The sequence below is a fragment of the Amycolatopsis sp. NPDC049159 genome (assembly GCF_040648295.1).
GTDB classification, from domain to species: Bacteria; Actinomycetota; Actinomycetes; order Mycobacteriales; family Pseudonocardiaceae; genus Amycolatopsis; species Amycolatopsis pretoriensis_A.
In genome coordinates this window covers 29,795-47,495 of record NZ_JBEZDL010000045.1, presented here as the reverse complement: position 1 = coordinate 47,495, position 17,701 = coordinate 29,795, and the positions used below count along the sequence as shown (strand labels likewise).

6 protein-coding genes (1 of these 6 only partly in view) are annotated in these 17,701 nt (G+C 74.6%); 5 read left to right on the top strand and 1 reads right to left on the bottom strand.

Features of this window, described 5'->3' with window-relative positions; translation table 11 throughout:
• Nucleotides 1–118: 118 nt before the first annotated feature.
• Genes AB0B33_RS45860 through AB0B33_RS45845 form a run of 4 tightly spaced genes read left to right on the top strand, consistent with a single transcriptional unit; the run spans nt 119 to nt 8,334 of the window.
• Entirely contained in the window at nt 119–1,375 is a 1,257-nt protein-coding gene (locus tag AB0B33_RS45860; RefSeq protein WP_360784280.1) for a beta-ketoacyl reductase, read from the top strand.
• A gap of 3 nt (nt 1,376–1,378) precedes the next feature.
• A complete protein-coding gene (locus AB0B33_RS45855; protein ID WP_360784277.1) occupies nt 1,379–7,504 on the top strand; it encodes a type I polyketide synthase in 6,126 nt (2,041 codons plus the stop codon).
• 10 nt (nt 7,505–7,514) lie between these two features.
• Nucleotides 7,515–7,925 carry a hypothetical protein gene (locus tag AB0B33_RS45850; RefSeq protein WP_360784274.1) on the top strand — a complete coding sequence of 137 codons (411 nt, stop codon included), beginning with the start codon at nt 7,515–7,517 and terminating at the stop codon, nt 7,923–7,925.
• A 1-nt stretch (nt 7,926) separates the two neighbouring features.
• A complete protein-coding gene (locus tag AB0B33_RS45845; protein ID WP_360784272.1) occupies nt 7,927–8,334 on the top strand; it encodes a hypothetical protein in 408 nt (135 codons plus the stop codon).
• A 69-nt stretch (nt 8,335–8,403) separates the two neighbouring features.
• Here the strand turns inward: AB0B33_RS45845 and AB0B33_RS45840 are convergent, their stop codons facing one another.
• The gene (locus tag AB0B33_RS45840; protein WP_360784269.1) at nt 8,404–9,228 is read right to left on the bottom strand and encodes a DUF2306 domain-containing protein; all 825 of its coding nucleotides are present in this window, start codon (nt 9,226–9,228) and stop codon (nt 8,404–8,406) included.
• A 338-nt stretch (nt 9,229–9,566) separates the two neighbouring features.
• Here AB0B33_RS45840 and AB0B33_RS45835 point away from each other — a divergent pair, with 338 nt between their 5' ends.
• Nucleotides 9,567–17,701, top strand: the beginning of a protein-coding gene (locus tag AB0B33_RS45835; protein WP_360784266.1) for an SDR family NAD(P)-dependent oxidoreductase. Its footprint extends 19,288 nt past the window's final position; 8,135 of the gene's 27,423 nt are visible here — the first part of the coding sequence; its start codon is at nt 9,567–9,569; its stop codon lies off the right edge, out of view.

Here is a 17,701-nt window from a genome sequence, read left to right as displayed (position 1 = left end):
ACTACCTCATTCTATATTGGTTTTTATTTTCCTGGAGTACAGTCGGGAGCTATTCTCACGTGAAAGTGCCCACCCGGGGCCCGCACTTTCACGTGAAAGTGCGGACTGGGGGGATTCCGTGCTCATCACCGGTGGCACCGGGGGGCTGGGTGCCACCTTCGCCCGGCACCTGGCCGGGCGCGGGGTGCGGCACCTGGTGCTGCTCGGCCGCCGCGGCGAACACACGCCCGGTGTCGGTGACCTCGTCGCCGAACTGGCCGAGCTGGGCGCGGAAGCCCAGGTCGTCGCCTGCGACGTCAGCGACCGCGACGCACTCGCCAAGGTGCTGGCAGAGGTCGAACTGACCGCCGTCGTGCACGCGGCGGGTGTGCTCGACGACGGTGTCCTCGGGGCCCTGACCCCGGAACGCCTCGACACCGTCTTCGCGCCCAAGGTCGACGCCGCCTGGCACCTGCACGAACTCACCGCACCCGGCACCCGGCTGGTCTTCTTCTCCTCGATCGCGGGCACCCTCGGGGCGGCCGGCCAGGCCAACTACGCCGCCGCCAACGCCTTCCTCGACGCGCTCGCCCACCAGCGAGCCGCCGAGGGCAAGGCCGGGGTCTCGATCGCCTGGGGCGCCTGGAACGCCGGCAGCGGCATGACCGGCACGCTCTCCGACGCCGAACTGGCCCGGATGCACCGTTCCGGCCTGCCCCCGCTGTCCACAGAGGACGGTGTCGCGCTGTTCGACGCCGCGCTGGACGCCGGCTCGCCCGTGGTCGCGGCCCTGCGGCTCGACCTCGCCGTGCTGCGCGGCCAGGACCCGCTCCTGCCCGCTCTGCGCGGCCTGGTCACCGCGGCGCCGAAGCGGGCCGCGGCCGTCGAACCCGGGGGCGACCTGGCCGCCCGGCTGGCGCCGCTGCCGTCCGAAGAACGGCTGCCCGTCACGATCGCCCTGGTCGGCAAGCAGGTCGAGGCCGTGCTCGGGCACGACGGCGCGGTCGGGCCCGCCGTCAGCTTCACCGACCTCGGCTTCGACTCGCTGACCTCGGTCGAGCTGCGCAACCGCCTGGAAGCCCGCACCGGCCTGCGGCTGCCGGCGACGCTGGTCTTCGACCACCCGACGATCACCCGGGTCGCCGAATTCCTCGTCGCCGCCGCGCTCGGGGACGGCGCCGCCGCCCGCCCGGCGCTGGCCGAGATCGAGAAGCTGGAAAGCCTGCTGTCCGCCGTCGCCGCCGACGACGACGCCCGCGCCGCGATCACCGTGCGGCTGCAAGCCCTGCTCGTCAAGTGGACCGGCCCCGGCGACCCGGGGGAGACCCCGGCCGCCGGCGCGCTGGGCGCCGACGAGCTCCTCGCGTTCATCGACAACGATCTGGGGGTGAAGTGACCCGTGGCGACCGAAGCCGAGCTGCTCGACTACCTCCGCCGGGTGACCGCCGACCTGCAGCGCACCCGCGAGCGCCTGGTCGCCGCGGAGTCCGCGGGTGACGAGCCGATCGCCGTGGTCGGCATGAGCTGCCGCTACCCCGGCGACGTCGACACCCCCGAAGCCCTGTGGCGGCTGGTCGACGACGGCACCGACGCGATCTCCGGCTTCCCGGACGACCGCGGCTGGCCCTTGGCCGACCTGCTCGGCGACGTCGGCGGGCCCGGCACGTCGGCGACCGCCGAGGGCGGCTTCCTGCACGGCGCGGGCGGGTTCGACGCCGCGTTCTTCGGGATGAGCCCGCGCGAGGCGCTGGCCACCGACCCGCAACAGCGGCTGCTGCTCGAAACCGCATGGGAGGCTTGCGAAAGCGCGGGCATCGACCCGCTTTCCCTGCGCGGCAGCGACACCGGCGTGTTCGTCGGCGTGATGTACAACGACTACGCGATCGCGTTGCAGGGCGTCACCGAGGACCTGGAGGGCTACCAGAGCAACGGCAGCGCCGGCAGTGTCGCTTCGGGACGCATCTCCTACACCTTCGGCTTCGAAGGCCCGACCGTCAGCGTCGACACGGCCTGCTCGTCGTCGCTGGTCACGATGCACCTCGCCGCACAGGCCCTGCGCCGCGGCGAATGTTCGCTCGCGCTCGCCGGCGGGGTCGCGATCATGTCGACGCCGATGGTGTTCATCGAGTACAGCCGTCAGGGCGCGCTCTCGCCGACCGGCCGCTCGCGCGCGTTCGCCGAGGGTGCCGACGGCACCGGCTGGTCCGAGGGCGTCGGCATGCTGGCGCTGGAAAAGCTGTCCGACGCGCGGCGCAACGGCCACGAGGTCCTCGCCGTGCTGCGCGGGTCCGCGGTCAACTCCGACGGCGCGTCCAACGGCCTCACCGCGCCCAACGGCCCGTCGCAGCAACGCGTGATCCGCGCCGCGCTGGCCGACGCGAAACTCTCACCATCCGATGTGGACGTCGTCGAGGCGCACGGCACCGGCACGTCGCTCGGTGACCCGATCGAAGCGCAGGCGCTGATCTCGGTGTACGGCCAGGACCGGCCCGAGCACCGTCCACTGTGGCTCGGCTCGCTGAAGTCGAACATCGGGCACACCCAGGCCGCGGCCGGCGTCGGCGGGGTGCTGAAGATGATCCTCGCCATGCGCAACGGCGTCCTGCCGCGCACCCTGCACGCCGACCAGCCGTCCACCAAGATCGACTGGACGGCCGGCGACGTCGAGCTGCTCACCGAACCCCGGCCGTGGCCGCGGACCGGGGCCCCGCGCCGGGCCGCCGTCTCGTCGTTCGGCGTCAGCGGGACCAACGCGCACGTCGTCCTCGAACAGGCCCCACCCGCCGAGCCCGCCCCGGCGGGCGCGGAACCGGCCGCGATCCCGTGGGTGCTGTCGGCGAAGTCGCCGGAAGCCTTGGCCGCACAGGCTTCCCGGCTGCTGGCGCACCTCGACGAGCACCCTGCCCAGCCGCTGTCCGGCATCGCCCGCGCGTTGCTGGCCCGCAGCCGCTTCGACCACCGGGCCGTCGTGGCCGGGACCGATCACGCCACCTTCCGCGAAGGACTGTCCGCGCTCGCGGCCGGCGTGCCGGCGCCGACCGTGGCCACCGGCACGGTGACCACCGCGCCCAGCCCGGTGTTCGTGTTCCCCGGCCAGGGTTCGCAGTGGCCGGAGATGGCAATGGGGCTGCTGGCCACCCAGCCGGCCTTCCGCGCCCGGATCGAAGAGTGCGCCGAAGCCCTGAAGCCGTACGTCGAGTGGTCGCTGCTGGACGTCCTGACCGGCGTCGAGGGCGCGCCTTCGGTCGACCGGGTCGACGTCGTGCAGCCGGTGCTGTTCTCGGTGATGGTGTCGCTCGCGCACCTCTGGCGCTCCTACGGCGTCCAGCCCGCCGCCGTGCTCGGGCATTCGCAGGGCGAGATCGCCGCCGCCTGCTTCGCCGGCGTGCTCTCCCTGCCCGAAGCCGCGCGGATCGTGACCCTGCGCAGCCGCCTGATCGGCGAGCGGCTGGCCGGCCACGGCGGCCTGCTGTCGGTGATGGCGTCGGAAGCCGAAGTCGGCGAGCTGCTCGGCGACTTCGAAGGCACGTTGTCGATCGCCGCGGTCAACGGGCCGCGCACGGTCACCGTCGCCGGCGAACCGGAAGCGCTGACCACGCTGGAAAAGCGCCTGTCGGCGGCCGGGCTGATGCGCTGGCGCGTCGAGGGCGTCGACTTCGCCGCGCACAGCCCCCAGGTGCGCGTGCTGCACGACGAACTCCTCGACGTCCTGGGCGAACTGCACCCGGCCGAGTCGGCGATCCCGTTCTACTCCACCGCCGACCAGCGCTGGCTCGACGGCCCCGAGCTGGACGGCGAATACTGGTACCGCAACCTGGAACGCACCGTGCGGTTCGACGCCGGCGTACTCGCCGCGCTCGACCGCGGCGCCCGTCACTTCGTCGAGATCAGCCCGCAGCCGGTGCTCAGCCTCGGCCTGCAGGCGCTGCTGGAGCAGTCGGGCACCGGCGCGACGGCGTCGGCGACCCTGCTGCTCGGCCACGGCGGCCCCGACCGGTTCCTGGCCGCGCTCGGCGCCGCCTTCGCCCGCGGCGCCGACGTCGGCTGGCAGCTCCCCGACGGTGCGCGCGTCGCACTTCCGACGTACCCCTTCCAGCGCACGGACTTCTGGCCGCGCGGCACGATGCAGGCGACCGGCGACATCACCGCGCTCGGTCTCGCCTCCGCCGAGCACCCGCTGCTCGGCGCCGTGACGGCGTTGCCCGACACCGAAGGTTTCCTGTTCACCTCGAGGCTTTCGGTCCCGACCCACCCGTGGCTGGCCGAGCACACCTTCGGCGGCGCGGTCCTGCTGCCCGGCACCGCGTTCCTGGAGCTGGCCGTCCGCGCCGGCGACGAGGCCGGCTGCCCGGTCGTCGACGAGCTGACCCTGGCCGTGCCGCTGGTGGTCCCGCCCGGGCAGGCCGTGCGGACCCAGGTCGTGCTCGGCCCGCTGACCCCGGCCGGCCGCCGCACGCTGTCGGTCTACGCGCGACCGGACGCCGGTGACGAGCCGTGGACGTGCCACGCCACCGGCGTCCTGCGCGCCGGAGATGTGCCGGAGGCGGGGGAGTTCCCCGCCGAGTGGCCGCCGGCTGGTGCCGAACCGATCGACCTGACCGGCTTCTACGAAACGGCCGCCGGGAACGGGTTCGGGTACGGCAAGCTCTTCCGCGGCCTCGAAAAGGCGTGGCGGCACGGCGAAGACGTCTACGCCGAAGTGGCGCTGCCGGAGGCCAACCGGCCCGAGGCGGCCGCGTGCGCCCTGCACCCCGCGCTGCTCGACGCGGCTCTGCACGCGGCGTCGTTCACCGGCGAGGGCCGCAGCCGGCTGCCGTTCTCGTGGACCGACGTCGAGCTGTACGCGGTCGGCGCGTCCCGGGCCCGGGTGCGGATCAGCCCGACCGGGGCGGACAGCGTCCGCGTCGACCTCGCCGACACCACCGGCACCCCGATCGTCTCGGTCGGTTCGCTGCTGCTGCGGGCGGCCGGCGCCATCGAGACTGCCCCGGCGCACGGCGACAGCCTCTTCCGCTGGGAGTGGCAGCCGGTGCCGGCCCCCGAGCCCGGCCGGCTCGCCGACGGCACGTGGGTCGTCGCCGGCGCCGACGAGTTCGGGCTGACCGGCGCCGTCTACACCCTCGGCCGCGCGGTCGAGACGTTCCTCGGCATCGGCGCGCTGTCCCGGGCCCTCGACGACGGCCTGCCCGCACCCCAGGTGATCCTCATGCCGCTGGTGCCGGTGCGGCCGGAGAACGACCGCGACGCGGCCCGCGACCTGACGAAGTGGGTGCTGGGCGAGGTCCAGGCGTTCCTCGAGGAGGACCGGCTGCGCACCACCCGGCTGGTGTTCGTCACCCGCGGCGCGACGGAAGACGCGCTCGCCGGCGCGACCGCGTGGGGCCTGCTGCGCTCGGCGCAGACGGAGAACCCCGGCCGGATCGTGCTGGCCGACCTCGAACGCGAAGGCGACCAGTCCATCCGCGACCTGCTGCCGCTGCTGCCCGGCCTGCTCGCCTCGGGCGAACCGCAGGTCGTGCTGCGTGACGGCGTCCCGCACGTCGGCCGCCTGACCCGGGTCCGCGGTGAGGAATCCACTGTGGACTGGACGGCGGGCAAGGTCCTCGTCACCGGCGGGACGGGAGCGCTGGCCAAGGCGGTCGCCCGGCACCTGGTCGCCGAGCACGGCGTCCGCGAACTGCTGCTGGTCAGCCGCAGCGGCCCGGACGCGCCCGGTGCGGCGGAGTTCGCGCTCGAGCTCGACGCCACTGTGGACATCCGCGCGTGCGACGTGTCCGATCGGGACGCTCTCGCCCGGCTGCTCGACGCGGAACCTTCGGTGCGGGCGGTCGTCCACACCGCGGGCGCGCTGGAGGACGGCGTCCTCGGCTCGCTGACCCCGAAGAAGCTCGACACGGTGTTCGCGCCGAAGCTCGACGCGGCCTGGCACCTGCACGAACTGACCCGCGACCGCGAGCTGACAGCGTTCGTGCTGTTCTCGTCGTTCGCCGGGCTGGCGGGCAACGCGGGCCAGGCCAACTACGCGGCCGCAAACGCTTTCCTCGACGCGCTCGCCCACCACCGGCGGGCGCTCGGCCTGCCGGCGACGTCGATCGCGTGGGGCACCTGGGCCGGGGACAGCAGCGTGATGGCGGCGCGGCTGGACGAGGCCGGCCGCCGCCGTCAGGAACGCGGGGGAGCGCTGGCGCTTTCGGCCGAGCAGGGGGTCGCCCTGTTCGACGCCGCGCTGGCCCGCCCGGAGCCGGTGCTCGCCGCCATCCGCCTCGACCTGGCCGCGATGCGCGCGGCCGGCGAGGTGCCGCGGATGATGTACGCGCTCCTCCCGCCGCCGTCGCGCCGCTCGGCGGCCACGGCCGAGCAGGACACGGGCTCGTTCGCGCGGACGTACGCGCAGCTGCCCGAAGGCGACCGGCCCAAAGCGGTGCTGGAGCTGGTCCGCGGCCTGGCCGCCGCGGTGCTCGGGCACCCGAGCGCGGCCGCCGTGCCGGTCGACGGCAGCTTCCCGGAGCTGGGCTTCGACTCGCTGACCGCGATGGACCTGCGCAACCGCCTCCAGACCGCGACCGACCTGATCCTGCAGGTCGGCGTGGTGTTCGACCACCCGACGCCGGAAGAGCTGGCGGGCCACCTGGCCGCCGAGCTGGCGGCCGAACCGACGTCCGGGGAGATCACCACGACGGTGTCCGTGCAGGCCCCGGAGACGATCGCGGGCCTGTTCACCGACGCGCTCAAGGCCGGGCAGCAGGCGGACGCGATCGCGTTCCTGCGCGCGGCGGCGACGTTGCGCCCGAAGTTCCGCACGTCGGCGGAGCTGACCCGCCCGATCCGCCCGCTGCGGCTGGCCCGCCGCGACCCGGACGCGGCACCCGGCCCGCACCTGATCTGCGTCCCGGCGCTGGTGGCGATGGCGGGGGTGCAGCAGTACTCGCTGTTCGCGGCGTCCTGCCGCGGCCGCCACGACGTCTCGGCGGTCCCGATCCCGGGCTTCACCGACGGCGAAGCCCTCCCGGCCGACCGCCAGTCACTGGTCGCGGCGGAGGCCGACGCGATCTCGGCGTACACCGGCGGCGAACCGGCGATCGTGCTCGGCGTCTCCACCGGCGGCCTGCTGGTGCACGCGATCGCGACGGAGCTCTGCCGCCGCGGCACACCCCCCGCCGGCGTCGCGCTGCTGGACCCGTACGCGGTGGACAGCGAGTTCGTCGCGAGCGCGGGTGGCGGGCTGATGCAGGGGCTGTACAAGCGCAACCAGCAGTACACCGAGGTGACGAGCGCGGGGCTGTCGGCGATGGCCTGGTGCTTCGACCTGATGGAGGGCTGGGAGCTGGGGCCGCTGCCGTGCCCGACGCTGCTGGTCCGCGCGTCGGAGCCGATCGTCGCGGAGCAGGAGTCGGTGGACTGGCGCTCGTCGTGGCCCCACGCGGACACGGTGACGGACGTGCCGGGCAACCACTTCACGATCGTGGAGGAGCACATCGCGGACGCGGTGGCGGCGGTCCAGGCCTGGCTGCCCCCGGTCGGCTAGGTTGCGGGGTGTGTTCCAGGACTTCAACTTCAAGCTGGTCGTCGTCGAGAAACTGATGTATGGCGACCGCACGCTGACCCCGGCGTTCGACATCGCCGAGGCGCTGCCGGCGGCCGACCCGTGGCAGTACGCGTACGACCGCGGGCTGGCCTACCAGGTCTTGCCGGAGGCCCGCGCGTACTTCACGGCGCTGGAGATCGCCCCGGACCTGCTGGCGACGGTGGAGGAGCTGGTGCTGGACGGTGGCTTGACCGTGTACCAGCACTGCGCCCCGGTCTGGGACGGCGAGGACGACCTGTTCGACGTCGGGTCCCTGGCCGACCTGCCGCTGCTGCCGAACCTGCGCCGGGTGCTCGGGTCGGAGTTCCTGAGCGGCTCGCTGCAAGCGGAACTGACGTCGCGCGGCATCGAAGCGGACTGAAGTGCTGGACTTCCTCCGCGAGTTCCCCGGGGCGGCGGTCACCGACGAGAACGGCGCGTCGTCGAAGTGGCGGCTGAGCGGCTCGACGTGGCAGGCGACGGTGGTCGTCGAGCCGGGGCAGTGGCTCGGCCTGGAGTTCTCGGCGCGCGACCCGGCGACCGGCCGGCACGCCACCTACGACATCTCGCTCGACGGCCAGCGCGACCACGCGGCGGAAGTCGAACGCGACATCGTCGAATTCCTCGGCAACCTGCGCGACGGCCTCGTGCTGTGCGGGCACGCCGGACGGAAGTTCGTGCTGGTCTTCCCGCTGGACGGGGCCTACGTCCGCGTCGTGCGCGGGCGTTTCCTGACGAGCGCCTCGACGCACGCGACCCGCCCCGGCGGCGAGTACGTCCCGCTGACCTGAGCGCGCGAAGAAACCCCGGCACCTGGGGTAGTGCCGGGGTTTCCCCGCCGCGGGAAGGCAGCCGCGAGACTAGGGGACGGGGTCGGGGGCCGGCCGCTCGAGGACCGGGGTCTTCGTGTTCGGCGCCAATGCGGGTTCCGGGGCTGCGTGGTGCACGGGCTCGACCGCGACGGCCGGCGCGGGTGCGGCCGCTGTCATCTTCGCCGCCGCGCGCTTGGCCGCCTGGCGGCCCAGTGCCTTGTAGCGGGCGCGGTGGTTGAACCACTCCGCGATCAGCAGGTTGACCACCCACGGGATCCACGACGTCAGCGTGGACACCTGGTCCTGCACCGCCGCCGGGCCGTCGACGCCCATCGTGAAGACCTCGGGCTCCAGCCACAGGATGGCCGGGCCCAGCCAGAACCGGGACGCCAGGATCGAGAAGCACAGCGCGAAGCTGCGCAGCATCCACTCCCGGTGCTCGACGATCCGCCCCTGCCGCGCCCGCCGGAACCCGACGATCGTCGTACCCAGCCACAGCAGGCCCAGCAGCGCGTTGCCCGCCTTCTGCCCGGCGCCGTGGGTGAGGAACGGCGTGATGGTGAGGATCGCGAGCCCGGCCGGCAGCGCGCCACCCAGGACGTAGACGCGCCCCGAGATCCGGTGCAGCTTCGGGTACCGGTTGCGCAGCCACGGCCACACCTGGATCGACGCGGTCACGAACGCGACCGAGCCGAACACGATGTGCGCGACCAGCAACGGGTAGTAGAACGGCAGGTCGAGCCGCGTGGCGGCGGTCGACTTGCTCGGGTCGAAGCCCAGGTAGTTGGGCAGCCGGAACGCGAGGAACCCGAACACCAGGAAGTAGAAGGGGACGATCCAGGGGCGTCTCAACGCCCGTCCGATGCTTGCCATGGCCTGCCTTCCTTCGGGTCATCCGGCGCGAAGAGCATGGCGCCGGGAAACCACGGAAAACCGCAGACTTCGTCTCGGCCGGTTTGCGCGGCCCTTCGGCTCAAGTCCTGCCAGAGGGGGCGTGACCGACGTCATGAACGGGTCGTTCACCTCACCGGACGCGGTGAAAGGGTCGTTCATGACGTCCGGACCAGGACCCGGACCAGGCCCGCCTCGATCTCTGGGGAAAAACCGGCCCCACCCCCGGCATAGTCGCCTTCGACCTGAACCCCGGCGGTGGCTCCGGCGTCGCGAGGCGGCCGGGCGGCCGCTCGAACCGGATCACTGGGAGCGCCGCGGTGGATCGAGCCGAGCACGTTGTCCGCGAAGGTGCCGTCGCGATCGTGGGCCTGGCCTGCCGGCTGCCCGCGGCGCCCGCGCCCGGTGCCTTCTGGACCCTGCTGCGCGACGGTGCCGACGGCACCAGCGACGTCCCGCCGAACCGCCGCGCCGACGTCCCGCCCGGAACCCGGCGCGGGGGGTTCCTGTCCGAAGTGGACACCTTCGACGCCGCGTTCTTCGGCATCCCGGCCCGCGAGGCCGCGACCATGGACCCGCAGCAGCGCCTCGCCCTCGAACTCGGCTGGGAGGCCCTCGAAGACGCGCGGATCGTCCCGAAGACCCTCGAAGGTTCCTCGACCGGCGTCTTCGTCGGCGCCGGCGCGGACGACTACGCCACCTTGCTCAAGCAGCGCGGCGCGGACGCGATCGGGCACCACACGCTCACCGGGCAGAGCCGCGCGGTCGTCGCCAACCGCATCTCCTACGCCTTCGGCCTGCGCGGGCCGAGCCTGTCGGTGGACACCGGGCAGTCGTCGTCGCTGGTCGCCGTGCACCTCGCCTGCGAAGCTCTGCGCAGCGGCGAAGCCGAGCTGGCACTCGCCGGCGGCGTGCAGCTGAACCTGGCCCCGGAGAGCACGATCGCCGCCGACCGGTTCGGCGGGCTCTCGCCCGACGGCCGCTGCTACACCTTCGACGCACGCGCCAACGGCTACGTCCGCGGCGAAGGCGGCGGCTTCGTCGTCCTCAAGCCCCTCGCCGCCGCACTGGCCGACGGCGATCGCATCCACTGCGTCATCGAAGGCGGCGCGGTCAACAACGACGGCTTCAGCGAAACCCTCACCACACCCAGCGCCGAGGCCCAGGAAGCGGTCATCCGGGCCGCGTTGCGCCGCGCGGACGTCTCCGCCGACGCCGTCCGGTACGTCGAACTGCACGGCACCGGCACCCGCGTCGGCGATCCGCTCGAAGCCGCCGCGCTCGGTGCCGTCTTCGCGCCCGGCCGCGGCGAAGACCCGCTGTGGGTCGGCTCGGTCAAGACCAACATCGGCCACCTCGAAGGCGCCGCGGGCATCGCGGGCCTCCTCAAGGTCGCGCTTTCGCTGTCCCACGGCGAAGTCCCGCCCAGCCGCAACCACGAGCACCCGAACCCGGCCATCCGGTTCGACGACTGGCGCCTGCGCGTTGCCCTCGAAGCGGTTCCCTGGCCCGAAGCCGCCTACGCCGGCGTCTCCTCGTTCGGCATGGGCGGCACCAACTGCCACCTCGTCCTCTCCGCCGCGCCCCCGGCGCCGGAGCCGCCCCCGCGCACCCCGAACGAAGCCCCCTGGGTGCTGTCGGCCCGCACCCCGGGCGCCCTCCGCGGCCAGGCCGGCGCCCTCGCCGGACGAGACGCCGACCCGCTCGACGTCGCGCATTCCCTGGCCACCACCCGCAGCGCGTTCCCGCACCGGGCCGTCGTGCTCGACCCCGCCGCCCTGCCCGCGCTCGCCGCCGGCGAACCGTCGGCCGACGTCGTCGCCGGGACGGCGGGGGAGCACCGCCTCGCGATCCTGTTCCCCGGCCAGGGTTCTCAACGCCCCGGGATGGGCCGCGAGCTGTACGAACGGTTCCCCGTCTTCGCCGAAGCGCTCGACGAGATCTGCGCGCGCTGCGACACCGAACGCCCGCTGCGGGACGTGCTGTTCGCCGAGCCGGGGTCCGCCGACGCCGCCGTGCTCGCCGAGACCGGGCACACCCAGCCCGCGCTCTTCGCCTACGAAGTCGCGCTGTACCGGCTGTTCGCCTCGTGGGGCGTCGAGCCGGCGTACGTCGCCGGGCACTCGGTCGGCGAGATCGCCGCCGCCCACGTCGCCGGCGTGCTGTCCCTCGACGACGCCTGCGTGCTGGTCACCGCCCGCGGCCGGCTGATGGGCTCCCTGCCGCCGGGCGGCGCGATGGTGTCGGTCCGCGCCGCCGCCGCCGAGGTCGAGCCGTTGCTGGGCGACGACGTCGTGCTCGCCGCGGTCAACGGGCCCGCCGCCGTCGTGCTCGCCGGGCCCGAGGAGCCGGTGCTGGCGCTGGCCGCCCGGCTCGAGGCCGACGGCCGCAAGGTCAGCCGCCTCGACGTCTCGCACGCCTTCCACTCGCCGCTGATGGACCCGATGCTGGCCGAGTACCGCCGGGTCGTCGAGCAGCTCGACCTGCGCCCGCCGCGGCTGCCGGTGGTCTCGACGGTGACCGGCCGCGAGATCCGCCGCGCGCAGCTGTGCACCCCCGAGCACTGGGTCCGCCAGGTGCGCGACACCGTCCGCTTCGCCGACGCCGTCACCACGTTGTCCCGCCAGGGGATCACGGCGTTCCTCGAGCTGGGACCGGACGGCACGCTCACCTCGCTGGTGCGGGGCTGCGTCGAGGGCGACGCGGTGACCGTGCGGTCGTCCCGCTCCCGCCGCCCGGAGGACTTCGGCGCCGTCGCGGCGCTGGCCGAGCTGCACGTCCACGGCATCGACGTCGACTGGACGAAGCTCACCGGCGGCGGCCGCGCGCTCGACCTGCCGACCTACGCCTTCGACCGCGAACGCCACTGGTTCGACGCCCCCCGGCCGGACCCCGTCACGACCCCGGCCGTCGACCGCGACCTGCTGAAGCTCGTCCGCGCCGAAGCCGCCGCCGTGCTCGGCGCCGAAGTCGACCCGGGGACGTCGTTCCGCGAACTGGGTTTCGACTCGGCGATGAACGTCGACCTGGCGGTCCGCCTCGGCGCCGCCACCGGCCGCACGCTGGCCACGACGGAGCTGTTCGACCACCCCACCGCCCGCGCGCTCGCCGAGCACCTCGCCGGTACCGCGCCGGTGAGCGCACCCGAGCTCGTCTCCTCCGGTGACGCCGATCCCGTCGTCATCGTCGGCCTCGGCTGCCGGTACCCGGGCGGAGCCGTTTCCCCCGAACAACTCTGGCGGCTCGTCGAGTCCGAAGTGGACGCCATCACCGCGATGCCCGCCGACCGCGGCTGGCCCGCGTCGGTGCTCGGCACCGGGCGGCCGGGCGGGTTCCTCGCCGACGTCGCCGGGTTCGACGCCGGCCTGTTCGGCATCTCGCCGCGGGAAGCCCAGGCGATGGAACCCCAGCAGCGACTGGTGCTCGAAGTCGTCTGGGAGACCTTGGAAAGCGCCGGTATCGCGCCGTCGTCGCTGCGCGGCACCCGGACCGGCGTGTTCGTCGGCGCCACCGCGCAGGACTACGGCCCGCGACTGGCCGAAGGCACCGGCGAAGCCGAGGGGTACGTGCTCACCGGCACCTCGCCGAGCCTGGTCTCCGGCCGGGTCGCCTACGTGCTCGGCACCGGCGGCCCCGCCGTCACCGTGGACACGGCGTGCTCGTCGTCGCTGGTCGCGCTGCACCTGGCCGTCCGCTCGGTGCGCTCGGGGGAGACGTCGCTGGCCATCGCCGGCGGGGTCACCGTGATGGCCGAGCCGGGCATCTTCGTCGAGTTCGCCAAGCAGGGCGGCCTGTCGGAAGACGGCCGCTGCAAGGCTTTCGGCGACGGCGCGGACGGCACCGGCTGGGCCGAGGGCGTCGGCATGGTCGTCGTCGAACGGCTTTCGCGCGCCCGCGAACTCGGCCACGACGTTCTCGCGATCGTGCGCGGCTCCGCGGTCAACTCCGACGGCGCGTCCAACGGCCTCACCGCGCCCAGCGGCCCGGCCCAGCAGCGCGTGATCCGCGAGGCGCTCGGCGACGCGGGCCTCGCGCCCGCCGACGTCGACGTCCTCGAAGCGCACGGCACCGGCACCCGGCTCGGCGACCCCATCGAAGCGCGCGCCGCGCTCGCCGTGTACGGCCAGGACCGGGAAACGCCGCTGCTGCTGGGATCGGTGAAGTCGAACATCGGGCACACCCAGGCCGCGGCCGGGATCGCCGGCGTCATCAAGATGGTCGCCGCGATGCGGCACGGCGTCGTGCCGCGGACGCTGCACGCCGAAACGCCATCGTCCCACGTGGACTGGACGGCGGGCGCGATCGACCTGGTCACCGCGGCCCGCGAGTGGCCCGAGGCCGGCCGTCCGCGCCGCGCGGCCGTGTCGTCGTTCGGCATCAGCGGCACGAACGCGCACCTGATCCTGGAGCAGGCCCCGGCGGAAACCGCCGCCGAACCCGCTCGCGAAGTCACCGCCACCGCCGTTCCGTGGGTGGTCTCGGCGCAGTCCGAAGCGGCGCTGCGGGCGGCCGTGGACCGCATCCGGACGCTCGACGCCGACCCGGTCGACGTCGGCCATTCCCTGCTCACCACCCGTTCTTCGTTCGACCGCCGCGCCGTGCTGCTGGGCGGGGCCGAGATCGCGAGCGGCACCGCGCCCGCGGTCGAACCGGCCGTGGCCGCGGTGTTCGCCGGGCAGGGCACCCAACGGCCCGGCATGGGCCGCGAACTGGCCGCGCGGTTCCCCGTCTTCGCCGCCGCGTACGACGACGTTCGCGCGCACTTCCCGGCCGAGGTGGCGGCGGCGATCGCCACCGGCGACCCGGGAGTGCTCGACCGCACCGGCGTCGCCCAGCCCGCGCTGTTCGCCCTCGAAGTCGCGCTGTTCCGGCTCGCCGAGTCGCTCGGCGTGCGCGCCGACCGGGTCGCCGGGCACTCGATCGGCGAGCTGGCCGCGGCGCACGTCGCCGGCGTGCTGGACCTGCCGGACGCGTGCGCGCTCGTCGTCGCGCGCGGCCGCCTGATGGAGGCGCTGCCCGAAGGCGGCGCGATGATCGCGTTGCAGGCCACCGAAGACGAGGTCCGGCCGCTGCTCACCGGCGGCGTCGCGATCGCCGCCGTCAACGCGCCCGAGTCGCTCGTGGTCTCCGGCGAGGAGGACGCGCTGCTGCGGCTCGCGGCGTCGTTCGAGGAAGCCCGGCGGCTCTCGGTGTCGCACGCGTTCCACTCGCCGCTGATGACGCCGATGCTCGACGACTTCAGGCGCGTGGCCGAAGGGCTGACGTTCCACGAGCCCGCGCTGCCGGTCGTCTCGACGGTCACCGGGCGCCCGGCCGGACCCGGCGAACTGACCGATCCCGGCTACTGGGTCGCCCAGGTCGTCGCGACCGTGCGCTTCGCCGACGCGCTGGAGTCGTTGCGGGACGACGGCATCGGGACGTTCGTCGAGATCGGCCCGGACAGCACCCTGTCCGGGCTGGTCGCGCGCACGCTGCCGGACGCGTCCCCGGTGCCGCTGCTGCGCTCGGACCGCCCGGAAGAAACCGCTTTCGCGACCGCGCTCGGCCGCCTGCACGTCCTCGGCGCCGACCTCGACTGGACGGCGTTCTACGCCGGCACCGGCGCCCGCCGCGTCGCCCTGCCCACCTACGCCTTCCAGCACGAACGCTTCTGGGTCACCGCGCGGCCCGCGGCCCGCCCGTTCGAGCGCTCGGACCACCCGCTGCTCGGCGCGGCCGTCGAACTGCCCGGCGAGGACGGCGTCGTGCTCACCGGGCACGTCTCGCCGGACGCGCTGCCGTGGCCCGCCGATCACGTCGTCGAAGGCCGGATCCTGTTCCCCGGCACCGGGTTCGTCGAACTCGCGTTGCGCGCGGGTGCCGAACTCGGGTGCGGCGCGCTCGCCGAGCTGACGCTGACCGCGCCGCTGCCCCTGCCGGCCGACGGCGTGACCGTGCAGGTCCGCGTCGGCGCCGACGACGGCGGCCGCCCGGTCACCGTGCACTCCCGCGCCGCCGGCGGCCCGTGGACCGAGCACGCGACCGGCCGCCTGGTCCCGGCCGTCGCGGCGCCGGTGCTCCCGGCCGCCGAGCGCGGCGACGCGCTCGACGTCGACGAGCTGTACCCGACGCTGGCCGCGGCCGGGCTCGCCTACGGGCCGGCGTTCCGCGGGGTGCGCGCGGCCTGGCACGAAGGCGACGACCTGTGCGCGGACCTCGTGCTGCCCCAGGAGGCGGGCGATCCGGCGGGCTACCTGCTGCACCCGGCGCTGTTCGACGCCGCCCTGCACCTGGTGCCGTTCCTCGGGCTCGACCCGCGCCCGCGCGCCCGGCTGCCGTTCGTCTTCTCCGGCGTCGGCCTGCACGCGGTCGGCGCGTCCGCCCTGCGGCTGCGGATCCGCCGGCTCGGCCCGGACACCGTGACGCTGTCCGTGACCGACCCCGAAGGCGCGCCGGTCGCCACCGTCGGCTCCCTCGTGCTGCGGCCGCCGGCCGACGCGGCCCCGGCCGCGCCACCGCTGCTGCACGTCGAGTGGACGCCCAAGGACCTCGGCGCCCCGGCCGAGCTGACCTGGGCCGTCGTCGGCGCCGACGAAGACGGCTTCGGTGCGCTGCTGGCCGGGCGGCACGCCGTGCCGTCGTCGGCCGACGTGCTGCTCGTCCCCGTCCCGGAGCCGGTGGGCGTGCCCGTCCCGGCGGGCGTCCGCCTGGCGACGTCGACGGTGCTGAGCCACCTGCGCGGGCACCTCGAGGACGACAAGCGGCTGGTGTTCGTCACCCGCGGCGGCCCGGTCGCCGCGGCGGTCGAGGGGCTCGTCCGCTCGGCGCAGGCCGAACGGCCGGGCCGGTTCTTCCTGCTGTCCGGCGTGCCCACGGCGGCGGAGCTGGCCGCGCTCCCGACGTCCGGCGAGACCGAGGTCCGCGTCCGCGACGGCCGGGTCGAGGTGCCGCGCCTCGCGCCGGTGACCGCCGCCGAGCCCGGCCCGGCCGGCTGGGGCGACGGCGCCGTCCTGATCACCGGCGGCACCGGGGGCCTCGGCGGGCACGTCGCCCGGCACCTGGTGACGACCCACGGCGTCACGCGGCTGGTCCTCGCCGGCCGCCGGGGCGCCGACGCCCCCGGTGCCCGCGAGCTGGCCGGGGAGCTGACCGCGCTCGGCGCTTCGGTCGAGCTGGCCGCCTGCGACGTCGCCGACCGCGACGCCGTCGCCGCCCTGCTCGCCGCGCACGACGTCACCGGCGTGGTGCACGCGGCCGGGGTGCTGGACGACGGCGTGCTCGACGCCTTGACCCCCGCCCGGCTCGCCCGCGTCCTCGCCCCGAAGGTCGACGCGGCCTGGCACCTGCACGAGCTGGCACCGGAGCTGTCCGCGTTCGTCGTGTTCACGTCGGTGTTCGGCGTGCTCGGCAACGGCGGCCAAGGCGCCTACACCGCGGCGAACGCGGCCCTCGACGACCTCGTCCGCACCCGTGCCGCGGCCGGGCTGCCCGCCCGTGCGATCGCGTGGGGTCCGTGGGCGCGCGAAAGCGGGATGACGGGCACGCTGTCCGAAGCGGCCGTGCGGCGGATGGCCCGCGCCGGGCTGCCGGCGCACACCGTAGAGGAAGGCCTGGCCTGGTTCGACGCGGCGCTCGCCGGGGCCGAACCCGCGGTCGTCGCGGCGCACGTGGACCGCGCCGCCGTGCGCGCGCTCGACGTCGTGCCGCCGGTGTTCCACCGCCTGGCCCCGCCGCGCCCGCGCCGTGCGGCCGCGGCGGCGACCGACTTCGGCGCGCTGGTCGTGGCGACGGTGGCGAACGTCCTCGGGCACGCGTCCGCGGCGTCGGTGGACTCGTCGCTGACCTTCCGCGAGCTGGGCCTGGACTCCCTGACGTCGGTGGAACTGCGCAACCGCCTCGCCGAAGCGACCGGGCGCCGGCTGCCCGCGACGCTCGTGTTCGACCACCCGACCCCGGACGCCGTCACCGCGTTCCTGGAAGACGGCCCTTCGCTGCGCCCGACGCGGGCCGCCGCGCCGCGCGGCGACGACCCGATCGTCGTCGTCGGCATGGCCTGCCGCTACCCGGGCGGGGTGGCGTCGCCGGAGGACTTCTGGGAGCTGCTGACCGAGGGCCGCGACGGCATCACCCCGTTCCCGGCCGACCGCGGCTGGCACGTGCCGGACGCCGGCTTCACCCGCGCGGGCGGCTTCCTGCACGAGGCCACCGGGTTCGACGCGGACTTCTTCGGCATCTCACCGCGCGACGCGCTCAGCGCCGACCCGCAGCAGCGGCTGCTGCTGGAAGTCTCGTGGGAGGCGTTCGAGCGGGCGGGCATCGACCCGACGTCGCTGAAGGGCTCGGACACCGGCGTGTTCGCCGGGGTCATGTACCACGACTACGCGGCCATCGCGCGGGATCCGGAGACGCGCGGCTTCGACGTCAACGGCACCGCGGGCAGCGTCGCGTCCGGCCGGGTCGCCTACGCGCTCGGCCT

What these genes read in the sequence shown, in the direction of transcription:
- AB0B33_RS45840 (WP_360784269.1), bottom strand. Translation starts at nt 9,228, where the DNA reads ATGGCAAGCATCGGACGGGCGTTGAGACGCCCCTGGATCGTCCCCTTC.